18 protein-coding genes are annotated in these 19,264 nt (G+C 64.2%); 9 read left to right on the top strand and 9 right to left on the bottom strand.

Annotated features, from left to right (window positions below):
- Positions 1 to 245: 245 nt before the first annotated feature.
- Positions 246 to 992 carry a metallophosphoesterase family protein gene (locus SO180_RS23165; protein ID WP_449381145.1) on the top strand — a complete coding sequence of 249 codons (747 nt, stop codon included), beginning with the start codon at positions 246 to 248 and terminating at the stop codon, positions 990 to 992.
- A gap of 45 nt (positions 993 to 1,037) precedes the next feature.
- On the opposite strand, the gene SO180_RS23160 is transcribed toward SO180_RS23165, so the two are convergent.
- Positions 1,038 to 2,066, bottom strand: coding sequence for an alpha/beta hydrolase (locus SO180_RS23160; RefSeq protein ID WP_449381144.1), 1,029 nt, complete (start codon positions 2,064 to 2,066; stop codon positions 1,038 to 1,040).
- Positions 2,067 to 2,280: 214 nt separating this feature from the next.
- On the opposite strand from SO180_RS23160, the gene SO180_RS23155 reads away from it, so the two are divergent.
- A complete protein-coding gene (locus SO180_RS23155) occupies positions 2,281 to 2,880 on the top strand; it encodes a hypothetical protein (RefSeq protein WP_449381143.1) in 600 nt (199 codons plus the stop codon).
- A 154-nt stretch (positions 2,881 to 3,034) separates the two neighbouring features.
- On the opposite strand, the gene SO180_RS23150 is transcribed toward SO180_RS23155, so the two are convergent.
- The gene (locus tag SO180_RS23150) at positions 3,035 to 3,250 is read right to left on the bottom strand and encodes a hypothetical protein (protein WP_449381142.1); all 216 of its coding nucleotides are present in this window, start codon (positions 3,248 to 3,250) and stop codon (positions 3,035 to 3,037) included.
- 25 nt (positions 3,251 to 3,275) lie between these two features.
- Positions 3,276 to 4,283, bottom strand: coding sequence for a 2-dehydropantoate 2-reductase (locus SO180_RS23145; RefSeq protein ID WP_449381141.1), 1,008 nt, complete (start codon positions 4,281 to 4,283; stop codon positions 3,276 to 3,278).
- Between the two features lie 192 nt (positions 4,284 to 4,475).
- Between SO180_RS23145 and SO180_RS23140 the strand changes: the two genes are divergently transcribed.
- Positions 4,476 to 5,072, top strand: coding sequence for a YidB family protein (locus tag SO180_RS23140; RefSeq protein WP_449381140.1), 597 nt, complete (start codon positions 4,476 to 4,478; stop codon positions 5,070 to 5,072).
- Positions 5,073 to 5,115: 43 nt separating this feature from the next.
- Complete coding sequence (locus tag SO180_RS23135; protein ID WP_449381139.1) at positions 5,116 to 5,382, top strand: GlsB/YeaQ/YmgE family stress response membrane protein; 267 nt, start codon at positions 5,116 to 5,118, stop codon at positions 5,380 to 5,382.
- Between the two features lie 186 nt (positions 5,383 to 5,568).
- Here the strand turns inward: SO180_RS23135 and SO180_RS23130 are convergent, their stop codons facing one another.
- Entirely contained in the window at positions 5,569 to 6,354 is a 786-nt protein-coding gene (locus SO180_RS23130) for an SDR family NAD(P)-dependent oxidoreductase (protein ID WP_449381138.1), read from the bottom strand.
- Between the two features lie 237 nt (positions 6,355 to 6,591).
- Here SO180_RS23130 and SO180_RS23125 point away from each other — a divergent pair, with 237 nt between their 5' ends.
- From SO180_RS23125 to SO180_RS23115, 3 genes are all read left to right on the top strand, one after another.
- The gene (locus tag SO180_RS23125; protein WP_449381137.1) at positions 6,592 to 7,656 is read left to right on the top strand and encodes an acyl-CoA dehydrogenase family protein; all 1,065 of its coding nucleotides are present in this window, start codon (positions 6,592 to 6,594) and stop codon (positions 7,654 to 7,656) included.
- 18 nt (positions 7,657 to 7,674) lie between these two features.
- Entirely contained in the window at positions 7,675 to 8,835 is a 1,161-nt protein-coding gene (locus SO180_RS23120) for an acyl-CoA dehydrogenase family protein (protein WP_449381136.1), read from the top strand.
- A gap of 90 nt (positions 8,836 to 8,925) precedes the next feature.
- Positions 8,926 to 9,732 (top strand): enoyl-CoA hydratase/isomerase family protein, encoded by an 807-nt coding sequence (locus SO180_RS23115; protein ID WP_449381135.1) that lies wholly within the window; start codon positions 8,926 to 8,928, stop codon positions 9,730 to 9,732.
- A 91-nt stretch (positions 9,733 to 9,823) separates the two neighbouring features.
- On the opposite strand, the gene SO180_RS23110 is transcribed toward SO180_RS23115, so the two are convergent.
- From SO180_RS23110 to SO180_RS23095, 4 genes are all read right to left on the bottom strand, one after another.
- The gene (locus SO180_RS23110; RefSeq protein ID WP_449381134.1) at positions 9,824 to 11,938 is read right to left on the bottom strand and encodes an acetate--CoA ligase family protein; all 2,115 of its coding nucleotides are present in this window, start codon (positions 11,936 to 11,938) and stop codon (positions 9,824 to 9,826) included.
- 162 nt (positions 11,939 to 12,100) lie between these two features.
- Positions 12,101 to 12,865 carry a VOC family protein gene (locus tag SO180_RS23105; RefSeq protein WP_449381133.1) on the bottom strand — a complete coding sequence of 255 codons (765 nt, stop codon included), beginning with the start codon at positions 12,863 to 12,865 and terminating at the stop codon, positions 12,101 to 12,103.
- Between the two features lie 2 nt (positions 12,866 to 12,867).
- A complete protein-coding gene (locus SO180_RS23100) occupies positions 12,868 to 13,659 on the bottom strand; it encodes an enoyl-CoA hydratase (protein WP_449381132.1) in 792 nt (263 codons plus the stop codon).
- A gap of 115 nt (positions 13,660 to 13,774) precedes the next feature.
- Positions 13,775 to 14,986 carry an ABC transporter substrate-binding protein gene (locus SO180_RS23095; RefSeq protein WP_449381131.1) on the bottom strand — a complete coding sequence of 404 codons (1,212 nt, stop codon included), beginning with the start codon at positions 14,984 to 14,986 and terminating at the stop codon, positions 13,775 to 13,777.
- A gap of 289 nt (positions 14,987 to 15,275) precedes the next feature.
- On the opposite strand from SO180_RS23095, the gene SO180_RS23090 reads away from it, so the two are divergent.
- Both SO180_RS23090 and SO180_RS23085 read left to right on the top strand, forming a co-directional pair.
- Positions 15,276 to 16,088, top strand: coding sequence for a thermonuclease family protein (locus SO180_RS23090; protein ID WP_449381130.1), 813 nt, complete (start codon positions 15,276 to 15,278; stop codon positions 16,086 to 16,088).
- Between the two features lie 69 nt (positions 16,089 to 16,157).
- Complete coding sequence (locus SO180_RS23085; protein WP_449381129.1) at positions 16,158 to 17,633, top strand: M48 family metalloprotease; 1,476 nt, start codon at positions 16,158 to 16,160, stop codon at positions 17,631 to 17,633.
- 133 nt (positions 17,634 to 17,766) lie between these two features.
- Here SO180_RS23085 and SO180_RS23080 read toward each other — a convergent pair whose 3' ends face one another.
- Positions 17,767 to 19,095: an MFS transporter gene (locus tag SO180_RS23080; protein ID WP_449381128.1), complete on the bottom strand. Its 1,329-nt coding sequence runs from the start codon at positions 19,093 to 19,095 to the stop codon at positions 17,767 to 17,769.
- Positions 19,096 to 19,264: the final 169 nt, after the last annotated feature.

Here is a 19,264-nt window from a genome sequence, read left to right as displayed (position 1 = left end):
GGAAAAAAGAGCATTTTACGAGAAAGGTCGCGCGAAATGCCATTCCTTTAGCCGCCTGGTCACGTTGGCGCGGCAGCTGGATCGACTGCAGCGCCTGGACGGCCGGCTTGACATCTTCCTGTGCACCGGAGACCTCTCGACCGACGGATCAGCCGGATCATTTGCCACTTGCCTGTCCTATATCGAGGACGCCGAGGTTGGTGCGGGGGCACCGAGGCAGGTCTACGCTCGGACTGAATGCCGATGTGCAGCGGCGTCTTCTCCTGCCCGGCAACCACGATCGCTGGACTCGCAGCTGGGCAGGTTTTCAAGAACAGGGTGCCGCCTTTGAAAGAGCCTTTGGGCTTCCGTCCAACTACCCCTATGTGGTCGGCCTTCGCAGGCCAGGCACTGCGAACGAGCCGGACGAGCCGGCTGTTCTTTTCTTCGTCTTTGACTCGACGCCCGGAGCCTTTGCCCGATTCTGGTGGTGGAACCGGCTAGCGCGCGGCCGGGTCGAGCACGGCACGCTGGATGCGTTCATGAACCAAGCACGCGCGATCGAGGCCAGCGGCGTTGTTCGCAGCCTCGGCGGCGAGGAGTTGCACGTCCGCTATTCCAATTGCGTGAGGGTCGCGCTTCTGCATCATCACCCTTTCGACCGCCATCGTACCACGCTGATGGAGAACGCTGCCGAATTCAAAGAGTACTGTATCAAGGCCGGCATCCATATCGTGCTGTTCGGCCACGAGCACAAGGAGTTCCGGGCCCACGACTTCGGAGCGTCCGAGTTGGCACCGGACGCCAATCATCAGGTCATCTTCTTCTGCTGCCCGAGCGCATCCGAATATGCGTCGGAGCAAGGCTTCTACGAATTCGCGTTTGACGGCAATGGGTTCGATTTCACCTTCCACAAATGGCTGAACAGACAATTCGAACTTGGCGGTCTCGACGAAAACCGCTTCCTACGGAACGCTCCGCAGCGCTACCACTTCAGCCGTCCCCTCCAATGACGATGGCGCAGCGATCACCGGCGCGGACACCCGAACCTCGTACAGTCAACGATCTGCCGTGCAGCCCGGCAGATCGAACAATGCCGCGAGGCCGCACTTCGAGGTCAGCATCTTGTCGCCGTCATGGCCGACGCCCGCAACGTCGAACAGCTTGTGATTGGGCGTGCCGTGGTCGCGCCTGGCCATCGCGTCCGCATAGGCGTGGCCGCGGGCATAGCGATAGGGTCCTTGCGCGCGCGCCATGCAGCTCTTGTCCAGCGCCGGATGCTCGGGGTTGGTATCGAGCGTGCCGAGCAGATAAATCACCTCGCGCTCAACATAGCGCTGCTCGAGCGCGGCGGGCGTGGCGTCGCCGAGATAAGGCGGTCGTCCTTCCATGCCGTATTTCCAATTGTCGTAGCCGGCGCAGGAGGCGGCGATCGACGGATCGGGCCGCTCGCTGCTGAAATATGCATAGGATGACGGATTGGCGACGACGTAGCGCACCTCGATGTGCTGGCGCGACAGCGTCGCCTCGGCCCTGCCCGCGATCGCATAACGCTGCGCGACCTGGCCGCCGCCGGAATGACCGGCCACCACGACCTGCCTGAGATTCGGGAAGATGCGCCGATCGCCGAGCCTAGCGAGGATCGCATCGAGCGCCTCGAACGAGGAGGCCGGGTTCGGCGCGAGCGCGGCCTCGCCGCCCTCCCATCCTTCCAGCGACCAGCGCAGCGTCTCGTCGGGCAGCTTGTACGCATCGACATCGATCTGCGCCAGAAACTGTGGAACGATCATGATGGTGGCCCGGCCCTCGTCGCCGGCCGCCGCCTGCGCCGTCCGCGCCGACTTGTAATAGACATCGGCATTGCGCAAGCGCCCGTGCAGCACGATGACGGCGCGGGTGATCGACGGCAGGGGCAGCATCCAATCGCTGGAGAGATAAAGTGGCAGGACGCCCTGATCGCCAACCGCAAGGCGGGCATCGGCGACCGTCTTCACCGGCGCGCGGTTGGGCGCGTCCTCATCGGCGGCATTCGCGTGATACGACAACAGCGCCAACGCGACGGTTGCAATGAATGTCCGCCATCCCATCGCCAAAAATCCTCTCCACGCGAAGGCTTGACTTGAAGCCTCCTGCAATTCTAAGCGCATCACGTGCCATGCCGCTGTGCCCGACCGGCCACGTCAAGCAAAAAATGTCAGCAATGCAGCCATGAAAATGTCGGGTTCCACGGGTGACAAGTCGCTGGAAACAGGCGAAAATTCGATTGATTCAATTGACCTCCACAAAGATTGCATCCGTTGAGTGTCGTTCGTGATCGCTTCGCGTAGCGCGAGATTGTTGCTTGGCTTGATTGCGGGGCTCGCCCTGCTGATGCCCGCGCATGCCCACGCGCAATGGTGGAAGCGTGCGCCGGGCGATTTCGAGGAATGCGCCGATCGGGCCGAGAAATACGCAACCAAGCAGGAGAAGACGGCTGCGCTTGCCGAATGCAACGCCAAATTCGCCGGCCGCCGCAAGGCAGGAGGCGGATACACCTACTACGACTTCCTCCAGGATCGCAGCTTTGATATCGCCGGTCCCAATCCGACGCCGGAGGAACAGAAGAAGATCGACGAATCCTACGCCACCTATCTCGCCAATCAGCGCCGCGCCAATCTGGCTGCCGAAGCCGCCGCCAAACAGCAACAGCAGCAGCAACAGCAACAGCAGGAGCAAGTCCAGCAGGTCGCATTGCGCACCGAACCCGCGCGCGTGCCGGTTCCGGTCGAGCGGCCGAAGCAGCTGCGGCCGAAAGCATGCACCAAGGGCTTGTTCTCCTGCGAATGGCCGCGGCTGTCGGAAAGCTTGAACGAACTGAAGAAACTGTTCAGCCCGACGCCAAGCAAGCCGAAGAAGGGCTGACTGCCGCGTCTCCGCGCCGATGCCGTAGGGGGAAAGGCGCGCACTTCGCGCGCCGTGCCCACCATTCTTTCCAGGATTGCGCCAGAAGCGGTGGGCACGCTTCCATCCTCGCCCTTCGAGCAAGGATGGCTGCTTTGCCCACCCTACGACGCCATCAGTTCGTATGCTTCTTCCTTGAATGCTTGTGCGCGGTCGTCTGCCGACCGGCCGGCGCAACCGTCGTCGCCGTACCGCCAATCGCCGACCGGCTTTCCTGCAACCGCCTGTCATAGCCGGGCGACGGTGTGACGGTGGGTGGACGGGCTTGTGCAAGCGTGGATACACCGCAGAGCATCGCAGCTGCAATCGCCATCGTCGGAACAGGCTTCATCGGCACTCTCCGGTCGGCCCAATGCTCACGCACCGCCCCGGATCTGCTGCGGCGTCAGGCGCGGCGGGCCTTGCCCTGCGCTTTCTGCCTCCCTGATCAGCGCAGCAATGCGGCGGCACAGCGGCACGTCCACCCGATGCTGGTCCGCCAGCGCGATGATCGCCCCTTGCAGATAGTCGATCTCGGTCTTGCGGCCCTGCTTCAGGTCCTGCCACATCGAGGAGCGTGCCTCTGGGTCGATCTTCATGGTTCGCCCGAGGATCACGTTGAAGATCATGTCGGGCAGTCGCAGCAGCGTCGGCGTCCAGCGCGGCGGAATCGGCGTCGCCGACACCGGGTTGATCCCCGCCGCCGTCATCGCCGCGAGCCCCTCGGCCATCTGGTCCGCAAACAATCTTCGCCAATCCCGGCTCGCAAGCTGCGCGGCAAGCGGCATGTCGGACAACGCGCTCAGCGCGTTGTTCAGATTGATGATCAGCTTGCCCCACTGCACGCCGGCGATATCGGGGCTCGCGCGCATCGCAAGGCCCGGCACCGACAACCTCGCAGCCGTATCGGCCTCATCCTTCTCGACATGAATGTCGCCAGAGGTCGAACGGTGGAAGCGTCCCTCGCCCATTGCGATCACGTTGAACGGCACCATGCCCGCGAGCACGCGCCGCCCCGGCAGTCTATGGCGCAAGATTCCCACATTGCCGACGCCGTTCTGCAAGGAAACGATGACGGCATCCTCCGATGCGTGCCGGGCGATCAGCTCGGCGACTTCGGCCGTGTCGGCACTCTTCACCGTCACCAGAACCACGCCAACACTGTGAAAAATCGATGCATCTTCCGACAGCGCGAGCTGTCCTGCCGAGAGCCGCCGCTCAGCGCCGTCGAAATCGGTCAGGCGCAGGCCGAACCGTTCGATTTCGGTCTTCACCCGCGGCCGCACCAGGAGCGCGACGCGGCGGCCGGCGGCAGCGAGCATGCCGCCGACGAAGCAGCCGATGGCCCCCGCGCCTGCAACGGCGATCGGTCGATCCGTCACCACTTACTCTCTGCTCCCCAAACAGCTTGCCGCTTTCGACAGCGGCGTTGACCGTACTTGCGCTTGACCGGACCTTCGATAGCAAAGGCCGCACCGCTTGCCCATCGTCCCCTGCGGTTGCGGTGCGACCGCCTTGTAACCGTCATGAGAGCCTCATATGTTTTCGCCCCGGGGCATGTTCAGCGGGAGAGCACCATGGGTCTACTCGACGTCCTCAACGGCATGCAGAACGGCCCGCGTGGCCCCAGCACGCCGAGCTCGCAAGAATCGTCCTCCGGCGGCATGTCGCCGATGAGCATGGCAATCCTTGGTCTGTTGGCGTGGAAAGCGTTCAAGCATTTCACCGCTGGCCAACCCGAGGCCGCGCCGCGATCGTCACCGTTGCCCCCGCCCACGCAGGCGAATGCGGGCGGCGGAGCGCTTCCGGGCGGCGCACCCGGCGGCGGGGGGCTCAGCGATGTGCTCAAGGGCGGCCTCGGCGGCCTGCTCGCGGGCGGTGCCGCCGGGAGCGTGCTCAGCGGCGGGCTCGGCGACCTCCTCAACCAGCTCCAGCAAGGCGGCCATGGCGAAACGGCGAATTCATGGGTCGGCAAGGGTGAGAACAAGCCGATCGCACCGGGCGATCTCGCCAATGCGCTCGGCGCCGACCAGATCCAGAGTCTGTCGGCCCAGAGCGGCCTGTCGCGCGACGAGCTCCTGTCCGGTCTCAGCCAGTATCTGCCGAAGGTAGTCGATCACCTGACGCCCGACGGACGGCTGCCGACCGAGAACGAGCTGTCGGACAGGATCTGATCGAGCTCCGATTTCAGTCGTATCAAAGCTGGGAGTTGCGAACATGGGCGGGATTATCTGGGTCATCATCGTCGGTTTCATCGCCGGCCTCATCGCGCGCTGGCTGATGCCGGGACCGAAAAATCCGCAGGGCTTTATCCTCACCACCGTTCTCGGCATCGTCGGCGCGTTTCTCGCAACGTTTGTCGGCCAGGCCATCGGCCATTACAGCCTGGACCAGGGTGCCGGCTTCATCACCGCCACGATCGGCGCGGTGGTGGTGCTGTTCATCTGGCACCGCCTGGTGGCGAGCGGCGTGATCAAGGGGTAACGGCGTAAGCCGTCGCGAGCGGAAACAACGGGCCCTCGCTACTCCGGTCGTCATGCCCCGGCTTGACCGGGGCATCGAGTACGGCGCGGCTTCTCCGCATGCGATTGACGTCTCTGGAACACTGGATCACCCGCGGGTGATGACAGCGAGGAATTTGCGCCGGCCATAAACGCGCAATGACATCCCTCACGAAATCAAATGCGCCCCGGCATCCATGCGCACGATCTCGCCGGTCATATTGCTGGAGGCCGGCGTCGCGAGGAAGCAGACGAGCTGCGCGATGTCGTCCGCGCTTGAGGCGACCTTGAGCGGGACCTTCGCGACCACGTTGTCGCGCACCTGCTTGGCTGCATCCTCGCCACGGCCCTTGGTGAACCAGGGCGTGTCGATATAGCCGGGGCAAACCGTGTTGACGCGGATGAGCGGCGCAAGCGCGCGCGCCAGCGAGAGCGTGATGGTATTGAGCGCGCCCTTGCTCGCGGCATAGGCGATCGAGGAGCCGACGCCGCTGATGCCGGCAACCGAGGAGACGTTCACCACCGTTGACGCCCGCCCCGAGGCGTTCGCGCCAGCCTCGAGCAGCTTACGCGCCGCGCGCACCATCTGGAACGGACCGATGGTATTGACGCCGTAGAGCCGTTGAAAATCTTCCGCCGACAAACCATCGAGATTGGAATGAGCGACGTGCTTGGTCGTGCCAGCATTGTTGACGAGCACATCGAGCCGGCCCCAGGCCTCCGCCGCCGCGACGATCCCGCGGCAGTCCTCGTCGCGTGAGACGTCCCCCTGTGCGATCACGACCTCGGCCGCGCCTGCCTTGCGGCAGGCTTCCGCCGTCGCCTCGGCTTCCTTCTGACTCGACGAATAGTTGATGACGAGTCGCGCGCCGCCGCGCGCGAAAATTTCCGCGGTTGCAGCTCCAAGACCGGATGCGGACCCCGTCACGATTGCGCACAAGCCGTCCTTTGCCATCCGGTTATCCTCTCTTGTTCTGAATGCCAGCGTTCCTGTTTAGCGAGTTTGCGGATGGCTGCAAATCGACCAAACTCCGCAAAGCGGAATTAGTCCTTTTGCCCATGCCCGCGCCGCAGGCGGACCTGCGATCAACGCTTGTCAGGGCCGTGGCTTTTTCCGATCATCGGGCGCAAGAAGAGGCCTGCGCACCGCTCGAAAAGACGGACGCGCCAATGGCAAGACACGGGGAACGCTGTGGCGGAGAGTGACAACATCGTCGTCGAGACCGCGGAGAAAATCTTCGCCGATCTCGGCGATCCGCAAACCATCAACAACGACAAGAAGGACGCGTGGAAAGCGCCGCTGTGGCAGGCCCTGAGCGAGGCCGGACTGCCTTTGGCCTGGGTGCCGGAGGATCTTGGCGGCTCGGGCGCGAGTCTTGCCGACGGCTTTGCGCTGCTCAACGCGGCGGGACGCTTTGCAATCGCGGTTCCCCTGGCCGAAACCATGCTCGCCGGCTGGCTGCTCGCGCAGGCGAAGATCGCTTCCCCCGAGGGCGAGATGACGGTGCTGCCGGCAAGCCCGAAGGACCGCATCACCCTCAATCCCGACGGCTTGCTCTCAGGACGCGTCCGCGGCGTGCCGTTTGCAAAGACGGCAAGACATCTTGCGGTGCTGGCACACGGCGCAAGCGGCGTGTCGATCGCGCTGGTCGATGCCGGCAAGGCTAAGGTCGAAGCCGGGCTCAATGTCGGCTACGACGACAGCGATATCGTGACGCTCGACAAGGTGGCGCCGATCACCGTCAAGCTCGCGCCAAAGCACCTTGACCAGGCTACGGTGATGCTGATGGGCGGGGTGGCGCGCAGCCTCCAGATCGCCGGCGCGCTGGAATCCATGCTCGACATTTCCGTGCGCTACTCCAATGAGCGCGTCGCTTTCGAAAAGAAGATCTCCAAATTCCAGGCGGTGCAACACAACCTGGCAAGACTTGCCGGCGAATCCGCAGCAGCGCTCGCCGCTGCGACCTCCGCCGCCGATGCCATCGCGAGCGCGACAGCCTTCAACGATGAGATCTATCTCGAAGCCGCTTCCGCAAAAATCCGCTGCGCGGAAGCTGCCGAGAAGGGCGGCGCCATCGCGCATCAGGTGCACGGCGCGATCGGCTTCACCATCGAGCACATCCTGCATCGCTACTCGCTGCGGGCGCTGGCCTGGCGCGACGATTTCGGCTCGGAGAGCTATTGGGCCGTCGAGCTCGGCAAGCTCGTTGCAAACCGTGGCGCCGATGAATTGTGGCCGCTGGTGGCGTCACGCTGAGTTGAGGGAACGAGACATATGACCGCTGCCCTCCGTTTCGATCCGATCCGCCTGCCGCCCAAATGCGAGGAACTGCGCAAGGAAGTGCGCGCTTTCCTTGCCGAAGAAATGGCCCGCGGCACATTCAACCCGTTCAAGCCGAATCGCGAGGACACCGACGTGCCGGAATTTTCCCGCCGCGTCGGCGAACGCGGCTGGATCGGCATCACCTGGCCGAAGAAATACGGCGGCCATGAGCGCTCCTTCCTCGAGCGTTACGTGGTCACGGAAGAGATGCGCGTTGCGAATGCGCCGACGCGTCGCTTCTTCGTCGCCGACCGCCAGAGCGGACCGATCCTGCTCAAATACGCGCCAGAGCACATCAAGATGGAGATCCTGCCGCGCATCTGCCGCGGCGAATTGTGCTTCGCCATCGGCATGAGCGAACCGAACTCCGGCTCCGACCTGTTCGCAGCAAAGACGCGGGCGACCAGGACGGACGGCGGCTATCTCATCAACGGCACCAAGATCTGGACTTCGTCGGCGCATATCGCGGACTACATGATCGCGATCTTCCGCACCTCGCAGCCGACCAAGGAAAACCGCCGTCACGGCCTGACGCAGTTCCTGGTCAAGATGAAGCAGCCGGGCATCAAGGTGAACCCGATCGGCCAGATCACCGGCCAGTACGAGTTCAACGAGGTCGTCTTCACCGACTATTTCATTCCGGATGATCACGTGCTGGGCGAAGTCGACGGCGCCTGGAAGCAGGCGACATCCGAGCTGGCCTACGAGCGCTCGGGTCCGGAACGCTTCCTCGAAACCTATTACGTGCTGACCGAGCTGGTGCGCGCGGTCGGCAACGATCCGGATAACCGCAGCGCCGAAGGCATCGGCCGCCTCGTTGCGCAGCTTCACACCATGCGGCGCATGTCGGTTTCCGTTGCCGGCATGTTGCAGGCCGGCAAGGAGCCGGTGGTCGAAGCCTCCATCGTCAAGGACATCGGCACCGTGTGGGAGCAGCAGCTGCCGCATCGCGTGCGCGATCTCGCCGCCTTCGTCGAGGAGACTGCGAGCAATCGCGAGACGCTGGAGCGGCAGCTCGATTTCGCCATCAAGACCGCGCCGAAACTCACCATCCAGGGCGGCACCACCGAGGTGCTCCGAGGCATCATCGCCCGTGGACTTGGTCTGCGCTAACAGTGATGAACTCGAAGCCTCGGCCACACGCTCCGGTCACCTCTCCCTATGGGAGAGGTGGTTCTTCGCTACTGAGATACTGGAGGTAAAATGAGCAGCTACAAGGATATCGGCGTCGAGAAGGTCGGGCATGTCGGCACCATCGAGATCCGCCGCCCGCCGCTCAACTTCTTCGACATCTCCCTGATCAACCAGATCGCGGACGCGCTCGACGAGTTCGATTCTGACATCGAGATCCGCGCCTCCGTGCTCTCGGCGCAGGGCAAGGCATTCTGCGCCGGCGCCAATTTCAACGACCCGGCGCGGCAGGAGCAGGAGGCGCGCGCGGCGAAAGGCGATCCGGCCGATAGCCTCGGGCCGATCAACCATCTCTACATCCAGGCCGTGCGCATCTTCCGCGCCAGGAAGCCGATCGTCGCCGCCGTGCATGGCGCAGCCATCGGTGGCGGGCTCGGGCTCGCAGTGTCGGCAGATTTTCGCGTCACCTGCCCGGAGGCGCGCTTCTCCGCGAACTTCACAAAGCTCGGCTTCCACCCGGGCTTCGGCCTGACAGTCACGCTGGCCGAGCTGATCGGCAAGAACAATGCCGAGCTGATGTTCTACACCAGCCGCCGTGTCACCGGCGAAGAGGCTTATAAATGGGGCCTCGCCAACGAGCTGGTGCCGCAGGACCAGGTGAAGGCAGCCGCTTTGAGACTCGCCGGCGAGATCGCCGAGTGCTCCCCGCTCGGCCTCGTCTCCACGCGCGCCACGATGCGCGCAGGACTGGCCGACCGTGTCATGGCCGCCACGAACCACGAGCTCGCCGAGCAGACGAGGTTGCGGGCGACGGAGGACTTCAAGGAAGGCGTGAAGGCGACCGAAGAACGGCGCGTGGCGAATTTCAGGGGACGGTGACTGCGGCGACGTTTCGTCGTATCGACGGCGTCCCCACAACTTCTCCTGTCATCGCGGCGAAGGCCGGGACGACAGCGTTGTTTGCAGCCAGCTATTTCCGCCCCACGACCAGTGCATCCACAATCGTCAGGCCTTGCCCTTCCGGATGCACCAGCACCGGATTGAGCTCGATCTCCGCAATCTCCCTAATATGCCGCGCGGCGAGGATGGAGATGTCGGCTATCAACTGCGCAAGCCCCGCGACATCCGCCTTGGCAGCGCCACGAAACCCGTTCAGCAGCGGCACCGCCTTGAGCGCGGCCAGCATCGCGTCGGCCTCATCCGCGCTCACCGGCGCCGTGCGGTAGATCACGTCGCGAAACAACTCGGTCGTGATACCACCGAGGCCCACCATCACCATCGGACCGAAAGTCTGATCCGTCATCGTACCGACGATGATCTCGACGCCCTTCTTCGCCAAGGGTGCGAGCAGCACGCCCTGAACCGCAGCATCCGGCCGATGCTTGCGCGCATTGTTCAGGAGCTGCTCGAACGCCAGAAACACCTCGCCCTTGGTCGTGATGTTCACCCGCACGCCGCCGACCTCACTCTTGTGCGGGATGTCCGGCGACTGGATCTTCATCACCAGCGGAAAGCCGACCTGCGCGATCGCCTCGTCGAGGCCGCTCTTCTCGACGACGAGCACCTCGTTTGGCAGCGCGATGCCAGCCGCACGAAGCAGAGCCTTGCTGTCGGCTTCGGACAGGGCGGGCGATTTCAAGAATGCCGAGAGATCGCGTGGCGGAAGCCGCATCTCTTCCGCAGGCCTGGGCAGATCGAACGCTGCGAAGTCCACGAGCTGCCGCAGCGCGACGCCGACATGGGTAAGGCCCGACAGCACGACGACGCCGGACTTGGCAAGCTCTCGCCGCGCGAAATCCGACGGCAGCGTGTAGGAAAAGAACACGACCGGTTTTTTCTGCGCCGCCAGCACCGGCTTCAGCTCCGCCTCCTTGAAAGGCATCCGCACCTCGCTCGACAGCGACAGCATCACCAGGATCGCGTCGACCTCGTCGGACACGCTGAGCAGATCGACGCTTCGTTGCAGGCCGCCCGAGGTCACGCCCTGGGCGGTGACATCGATCGGGTTGCGCGCCGTGCCGTATGACGGCATCAGGGTCCTGATCTCCGCCTGGATCGGCTCGGAGAGCTCCGGGACCTGCAAACCCTTGAGCGCCACCGCATCCGTGCCCCAGATGCCGGCGCCGCCGGACACGGTGACCACGGCAACCCGATCGCCCCTGGGCAGCGGATTGCTCGCCAGCACCGCGGCGATCGTGAGCGCCTCGTCGAGGTCCCCGGAGACGATGAAGCCGTACTTCGCGAACACCGCATCATAGGCCGCGGACCAGCCGGCCATGCTCGCGGTGTGCGACGCCGCCGCACGCTCGCCCGCACCGCTGCGGCCGACCTTGGTCACGACGACGGGCTTCTTCAGCTCGGCGGCACGCCGCGCTGCTGCCAAGAATTTCTCGACGTCGCGGATGCCCTCGATGAACAGCAGGATCACGTCGGTCGACGCGTCCTGCACCAGGTAGTCCAGAAACTCGCCGGCTCCGAGATCGGATTCGTTGCCGGTAGAGACGACGTAGCTTACTGCAACGCCGAGCGCCTTGGCGCGATTGTAATAGGCAAAGCCGATGCCGCCGCTTTGCGCGACGATGCCGATCCGTCGCGTGGTCGCAACCAACGGCGCCATGCCGGGCTTGACGTCGACGGCCGGACTGAACGTCGCCGCCACGTGCTGAACCTGGCTGAAAAAGCCTTCGGCGTTCGGGCCGGAGATGCGCATGCCAGTGCGCCTTGCCAGATCAGCGATTGCCTCCTGCATCGCGGCGCTGCCGCCGCCCTCCTCCGCAAAACCGGAGGAGATGATGACGGCGTTCTTCACGCCGGCGGCAGCGCATTGCTCGAGCGCGGTCAGCACTGCGCGCGCCGGAATGATGACGACGGCGAGATCGATCGGCGCGCCGATGTCCGCGATCGCCTTGTAGCAGGCGAGCCCGTCGATCTCTGCGTAGTTCGGGTTCACCGGATAGATTTGCCCGGGATACTCGTTCTTGCGCAGCATCGACAGCAGCCGCCCCGGAATCTTGTCGTGATCGCGGGAGGCGCCGATCAGCGCGATGCTTGCGGGCGCGAAGAAGCTGTCGAGCGGATGCGGCATGGGGGTATGTATCTCTCTGCTCGTGTTCAACCTATCCCCGTCATGGCCGGGCTTGTCCCGGCCATCCACGCCTCGCCTCACGCGCCAGCTTCTCGGGTCAGGAACGTGGATGCCCGGGACGAGCCCGGGCATGACGACCCAACGGGCAAATGTGCCAACTGCTCAAGCGCTGAGTCGGAACGTCACCCCACCCAACAGAAACTCATTCCCCGCCACTGCGAGCCCCTTCGCCCTTGCCGCATGAAGCACGCTTGCGACATCGGCCACCCTGAACTCCAGCGCGCTCATGATCTCAGCTCCACCCTTGACGAAGCGGAAGCTCGCGTTAGGCAGCTTCAGCTCGGTCTCGCCGCCCTCTGCCTTGCTCGGCGCGACGCCGATCAGCTTGCCCCAATGCTCGGCCAGGCCTTGCGGATCCGGGCTCTGCATCTCGACCGCCGATAGCGCCTGCGTCACGTCCTTGCGGATGAACTTTTGCCAGTCCGGCCCGGCGGGCGGATAGGGCCCCAAGACATCATCGCTGCCCTTGGTGTGGTTGAACTCGATGAAGGCGGCGCGGCAATCGCGGGGATGCAGTTGCACGCCGTGATAGGGCGGATGATCGATGACGTTCGCGGTGCGTACGCCCATTGCATTCGCGTTGCGGCCGCGCGCGTCCGGGTCGTCACAGCAGAAGATTGCCATATAGCCGCCGCGACCGCCGGTCTTGGCGATGAAGCGACCGGCTGCGGTGCCGTCCCTGGACGGCGCCACCACCTCCAGCAGGATCGTGTCGACCGGCAGCAGCGCGTTCTCCAGGCCATACTTCGCGACATTGGCGTCGCGATAGCAGACGGAAAGGCCCATGATGCCCGCGATATCTGAGATCACGGGCTCGAGCTGCGGCGCGACCAGGCAGATCTGCCGCAAGCGCATATAGGGCGCCATGGTCAGGCGCCCTTGAAGGTGGGTTTCCGCTTCTCGACAAACGCCTTTGCGGCTTCCTTGTGGTCCTCTGTATCGCCACAGCGGGTGTGATGAATGGCTTCGCCGTCGAAGCAATCCTCGAGCGGCAGGTGCTCGGCATTGTTGATGTTGCGCTTGATATAGCCGAGCGCGATCGAGGGGCCCTGCGCCAGCGACAGCGCGAGCTCGTGCGCGGTGGCGTCGATCTCGGCGTCAGGCACCACTTTCGTCACCATCCCGATCGCCTGCGCCTCCTTCGCACTCAGGACCGGCGACATCAGATAGAGCTCGCGCGCCCGTGCGCTGCCGATGAGTTGGGTAAGGAAATAGGTGCCGCCATAATCGCCGGAAAAGCCGACCTTTGCGAAGGCGGTGGTGATCTTGCAGGACTCGCTGGCGATGCGCAGATCGCAGGACAGCGCCATTGAGAGACCCGCACCGGCCGCGGCGCCATCGAGCTGCGCCACCACGGGCTTGGGCATCTGGTGCAGGATGCGCGAGACCTCCATGCCGCGGCGCAGGTTCGCGAGCTTGGTCTCGAAAGGCAGCGGCGCGCGCCCCTCGGCCATCGACTTGACGTCGCCGCCGACGCAGAAGCTGCCGCCTGCGCCCTTGAACAGCACCGCGCGCACATCCGGATCATCGGCCGCGCGCCGCGCCGCCTCCACCAGCCCGCTCACCATGTCGGGGTTGAGCGCATTCTTGCGCTCGGGACGGTTCATGGTGATGGTGAGCAGCCCGCCTTCGAGCTTTTGCAGGACCATGTCGTTGCTCATGGATGTTTGCCTTTCTTCTATGGCACCACTCTCTCACATCGTCGTTCCGGGGCGCGCCACTTGGCGCGAGCCCGGGATGACGATCTGTTGTTGGACTCGCTCCTCGCAATGAGTGCTATTTCTTCACCAGCGGACAGCGTGACTGCTCGAGCGACTGGAACGCCTCGTTGCCGGGCACGGTGGCGAGCAGCTTGTAGTCGTCCCAGCGTCCTTTGGACTCCGACGGCTTCTTGACCTCGAACAGGTACATGTCGTGCACCATGCGGCCGTCGTCACGGATCTTGCCATCATGCGCGAAGAAGTCGTTGATCGGCGTCCCCTTCATCACCTTCATGACCGCGGCAGCATCGGTGGTGCCGGCCGCCTTCACGGCTTTCAGATAATGCGTGACCGAGGAATACACGCCGGCTTGCGCCGAGGTCGGCGGCCGCTTCACGCGCTCCATGAAGCGCTTTGAGAAAGCGCGCGTCTCGTCGTTCATGTCCCAGTAGAAGGCTTCCGCCAGCAGCAGGCCCTGCGCGGTTTCCAGCCCGATCGAATCGATGTCGGTAACGAAGGCGAGCAGCGGTGAGATCTTCTGGCCGCCCTTCATGATGCCGAACTCCGACGACTGCTTGATGGCGTTGACGGTATCGCCGCCGGCGTTGGCAAGTCCGATCACCTTGGCCTTGGAGGCCTGCGCCTGAAGCAGGAAGGACGAGAAGTCGGACGTGTTGAGGGGGTGACGGACATTGCCCAGCACCTTGCCGCCGGCCTTCACCACGACATTGCTGGTGTCCTTCTCCAGGTCCTGGCCGAACGCGTAATCGGCGGTGAGGAAGAACCAGGTGTCGAGACCGGACTTCACGGCCGCAAGGCCGGTCGTGTTGGCCTGCGCAAAGGTGTCGAAGACGTAATGCACGGTATAGGGACCGCAGGCCTCGTTGGTCAGCCGGATCGAGCCGGGCCCGTTGAAGATGACGATCTTGTTGCGCGCCTTCGCGATCTCGCCGGCGGCAAGCGCGGTGGCTGAGGCCGCGACGTCGTAGATCATCTCGACGCCCTGGTTGTCGATCATGTCGCGGGCGATGTTGGCGGCAAGGTCCGCCTTGTTGAGATGATCGGCCGCGAGGATCTCGATCTTGCGGCCCAACACCTCGCCGCCGAAATCCTCCGCCGCCATCCTGGCCGCCATTTCGCTGCCGGAGCCGGTGATGTCGGCGTAGAGGCTCGACATGTCGAGAATGCCGCCGAGCTTGAGAGGCGGCTTGTCTTGGGCTTTGTCCTGGGCTTGAACTGTGCTGGCGACCAACGCCGCGACAAAAATGCCCGACAAAATCCTCTTCATCGAAAACCTCCCTTGTCGCGCCGTACTCTGATGGTGGCTTGGTTGTTAGTATTCGCGCGATCATGCAGCATGCGTAAGGGTGCAGCAAGCGCGGCCGCGTCGCGAGGAAAAACGTTTGTTTTCCGCAAAGCGGAATGGCGCTTGGGCCGCAGATGCCTCCACATGGTCGTTGCGAGCGCAGCGAAGCAATCCAGAATCCCGCCGCGGCAAGACTCTGGATTGCTTCGCTGCGCTCGCAATGACTGAGGATGTGGCAGCCCCGTCGCTAATCCGGCCCCAAGCCTCTTCGATGGCAACCACGTTTGAGTTAAGAGTGGAGCGCAGAACAACCTTGCCGGGTCGCGTGAACCAATCACTCCTCTTCTTTTTTGCTGCCGCATCACTTCTCATCATGTCGCACGGCACAGCCTTTGCAGCTGCCTGCCAGTTCGAGTCCCAGGGTGAAGGCCGCGTCGCCGACATCGTCGATGCGCGTAGCTTGCGTCTCGACGACGGGCGCGAAGCGCGCCTCCTCGGCATCGAGCCCACTGCAACAACGAAGCAGGCGCTAGCGGCGATGCTCGTCGGCCGCGACGTTCGCCTGCGCGGCACCGATGACACGCCGGACCGCTACGGCCGCCAGCCTGCGCTGGTTTTCCTCGGCGAGAACGATACCTCCGTGCAGGCCCTATTGTTGTCCCAAGGTGATGCAATGGTCTCGGCTGAGATCGCAGACAAGGATTGCGCGGCCGCCCTGATGGCGGCGGAAGCAGAGGCGCGACGCGGAAAAAAGGGCAGCTGGGCTGACCCGTCGGCCATAAAAAACGCGGAAAGTCCGGACGATATTTTGGCCGGGATCGGGCGCTTCGTAGTGGTCGAGGGTAAAGTGCTCTCCGTCCGGCAAGCTGGGGCAACGACTTACCTCAACTTCGGCCGGAACTGGACACGCGGCTTTGCTGTGACTATTTCAAGGCGCATGGTTCCGGCCTTCGAGAACGCCGGGATCGTTCTCAAGTCCCTGGAAAATCGGAAGATTCGAGTCCGGGGCTGGGTCGAGGGGAGTGTGGGGCCGCGGATTGACGCGCTCCGGGTGGGGCAGATCGAATTATTGGGCACGAACTAGCCGGGGTAAGGCCTTAAGGCCAGGCACGGGTTAAGCGACGTGGATGGGGTTTTGGGACGCGGAACAGAGGTGAGCCGCCGCCTTCGGGTTGCGCCGGCTGGGCTTTGGGTTGGCCTATCTGTTGGCCTGGGTGCGCTGCTCTCGGGGTGCGGCGACATGGGCCGCTTCCAGACCGCGGCCCCGCCTGTCGTCACCGTGCCCAAGCCAAAACCTGCGGTCGCGCAGACGCCGGCCACGGAGAAGGAGCACGAGCGCATCCTTGCCAGCTATGGGGGCGCCTATGACGATCCCCGGCTCGAGCAGCTCGTCACCAAGACGGTCGAGCGGCTGGTCGCGGCCTCCGATCGACCCGACCAGGGCTACAAGGTCACGATCCTGAATTCCGGCGCAGTGAATGCCTTCGCGCTGCCGAACGGTCAACTCTATGTCACGCGCGGCCTGCTCGCGCTCGCCAGCGACACCTCCGAATTGTCGTCCGTGCTCAGCCACGAGATGGCGCATGTGCTGTCCAAGCACGCCGCGATGCGCGAGGACCAGGCGCGCCAGGCCGCGATCGTCACCCGCGTCGTCACCGACATGAGCAACGATCCCGAGCTCACCGCGCTCGCGCTTGCCAAGACCAAGCTCACCATGGCGAGCTTTTCGCGCAACCAGGAGTTCGAGGCCGACGGCATCGGCGTCGGCATCTCCGCGCGGGCGCATTTCGATCCCTATGGCGCGGCGCGCTTCCTTTCGGCGATGGAGCGTAATGCCGAGCTGAAGGCTGGCAAGAACGCGCTCGATCCGCGCGCGCAGGATTTCACCTCCTCGCATCCGGCTACCCCCGAGCGCGTGCAGAACGCACAGACGATCGCGCGGCAATATGCAGCGCCGGAGGACGCCGAGCGCGACCGCGAGACCTATCTCGGCGCGATCGACAACATCGTCTATGGCGAGGACCCGAGCGAAGGCTTTGTCCGCGGCCGCCGCTTCCTGCACCCCAAGCTCGGCTTCACCTTCCAGGCGCCCGACAATTTCACGCTCGACAACACCGCGCAGGCGGTGATCGGCGTGCGCGAGGGCGGCTCGCAGGCGATGCGCTTCGACGTCGTACGGGTGCCGGCCGAGCAGACGCTCGGCGACTATCTCAATTCCGGCTGGATGGAAGGCGTCGACAAATCCTCGACTGAGGACATCACCATCAACGGCTTTCCGGCAGCCGCGGTGACCGCCAAGGGCGACCAGTGGCAATTCAAGGTCTACGCGCTGCGCTTCGGCAGCGACGTCTACCGCTTCATCTTCGCGAGCCGGCAGAAGACCACCGAGAGCGAGCGCAATGCGCGCGAGACAGTGAACTCATTCCGCCGCCTGACGCTCGAGGAGATCCAGGCCGCCCGTCCCCTGCGCATCAAGGTGATCACCGTGCAGCCCGGCGACACCGTGGAATCGCTCGCCCATCGTATGGCCGGCGTCGATCATCCGACCGAGCGCTTCCGCGTGCTCAACGGCCTCGACGCCCACGCGCAGGTGAAAGTGCGCGACCGCGTGAAGATCGTGGTGGATTAAGGTCTCTAGGGTGGGCAAAGCGCAAGCGTGCCCACCACTTCTGGTGCAATCGCGGATGGATGGTGGGCACGGCGCAAGAGCGCCTTTGCCCACCCTACCGCACCCGAGTTGGTGCGGCCGCCGACGGACCTAACTAACTACCCGCATCCATATCGCCGCGTTCGCGCTGGCCGCTCAGCCAGAGCGCCATCAGCGTCCACAATGCGCCGGAGAGCAGATAGGCACCCGAGGCAATGACGCCGAGATTGGTGGCAAGCAGGAGCGCGGCGAGCGGGGCAAAGCCGGCGCCGAACAGCCAGGCCATGTCGGAGGTGAGCGCCGAGGCCGTGTAACGGTACATCTGCTTGAAGTTGGAGGCGATCGCACCGGAAGACTGGCCGAAGGACAGACCGAGCAGAATGAAACCGAGCACCATGTAGATGGTCTCACCGAACGCGCCGGCATCGAGCAGCTGCGGGGCAAAGCCGCTATAGACCGCGATTGCGATCGCCGAGCCCATCAGCAGCGACTTGCGGCCGACGCGGTCGGCGATAATGCCGGAGGCCACGATCGCCGCGACGCCGAAGGCGGCGCCGACGATCTCGATCATCAGGAACCTTACCGGGCTCTCATGGGTGAACAGAAATACCCAGGACAGCGGAAACACCGTGACCATGTGGAACAGCGCGAAGCTCGCCAGCGGCGCGAAGGCCCCGAGCATGATGTTGTGGCCTTCGCGCGCGACGGTGTCGGAGATGCGCGAGGGCTGCAAGTCACGGGTCTCGAACAGCGAGGCATATTCCTCCGTCGCGACCATGCGCAGGCGCGCAAACAGCGCCACGACGTTGATGGCGAAGGCGACGAAGAACGGATAGCGCCAGCCCCAGTCGAAGAAATCGTCGGCCGAGAGATTGCCGGCGAAATACGCAAACAGCGCGCTCGCCACGATCAGCCCGAGCGGCGCGCCGAGCTGCGGCACCATCGCGTACCAGCCGCGCTTGTTCGGCGGCGCGTTGAGCGCGAGCAGAGAGGCAAGCCCGTCCCACGCGCCGCCCCAGGCGAGACCTTGGGCTGCTCGCGCCAGCGCCAGGAGCCAGATCGCGGCCGCGCCGATGTCGCTGTAGCCGGGCAGGAACGCGATCGCCACCGTCGCGGTGCCCAGGAGGAACAGCGCGGCGACCAGTTTTGCTGTCCTGCCGTATTCGCGGTCGACCGTCATGAAGATGACGGTGCCGAGCGGCCGCGCCATGAAGGCGAGCGCGAAGATCGCGAATGAATAAAGTGTGCCGGTCAGTTCGGTGGCGAACGGAAAGACCAGGCGCGGAAACACGATCACCGAGGCGATCGCATAGACGAAGAAGTCGAAGAACTCCGAGGTGCGCCCGATGATGACGCCGATGGCGATCTCGCCGGGATTGGCCTGGTCGTGACCATGCTCGCCCGGGTTTACGCCTGCCATTGCGGGGGTCTGTGCCATCGCCATCGTGTGCTCTTAACGTCCTGAGAACCAAAGCCGACCACCCGGCGGTCGCCGGGCATTCTCCCCCCTCTCTGGCCCACCATTCCGCACTGCAACATTGGACAAATTGTCCAATGTCCCAATTGGTGCGCCGCAGCTACGCCTTGGCTGCACTACGAAATTTTCAACCAAA

The organism is Bradyrhizobium sp. UFLA05-112 (genome assembly GCF_053572325.1).
This window is presented reverse-complemented; position numbering and strand designations above follow the sequence as displayed.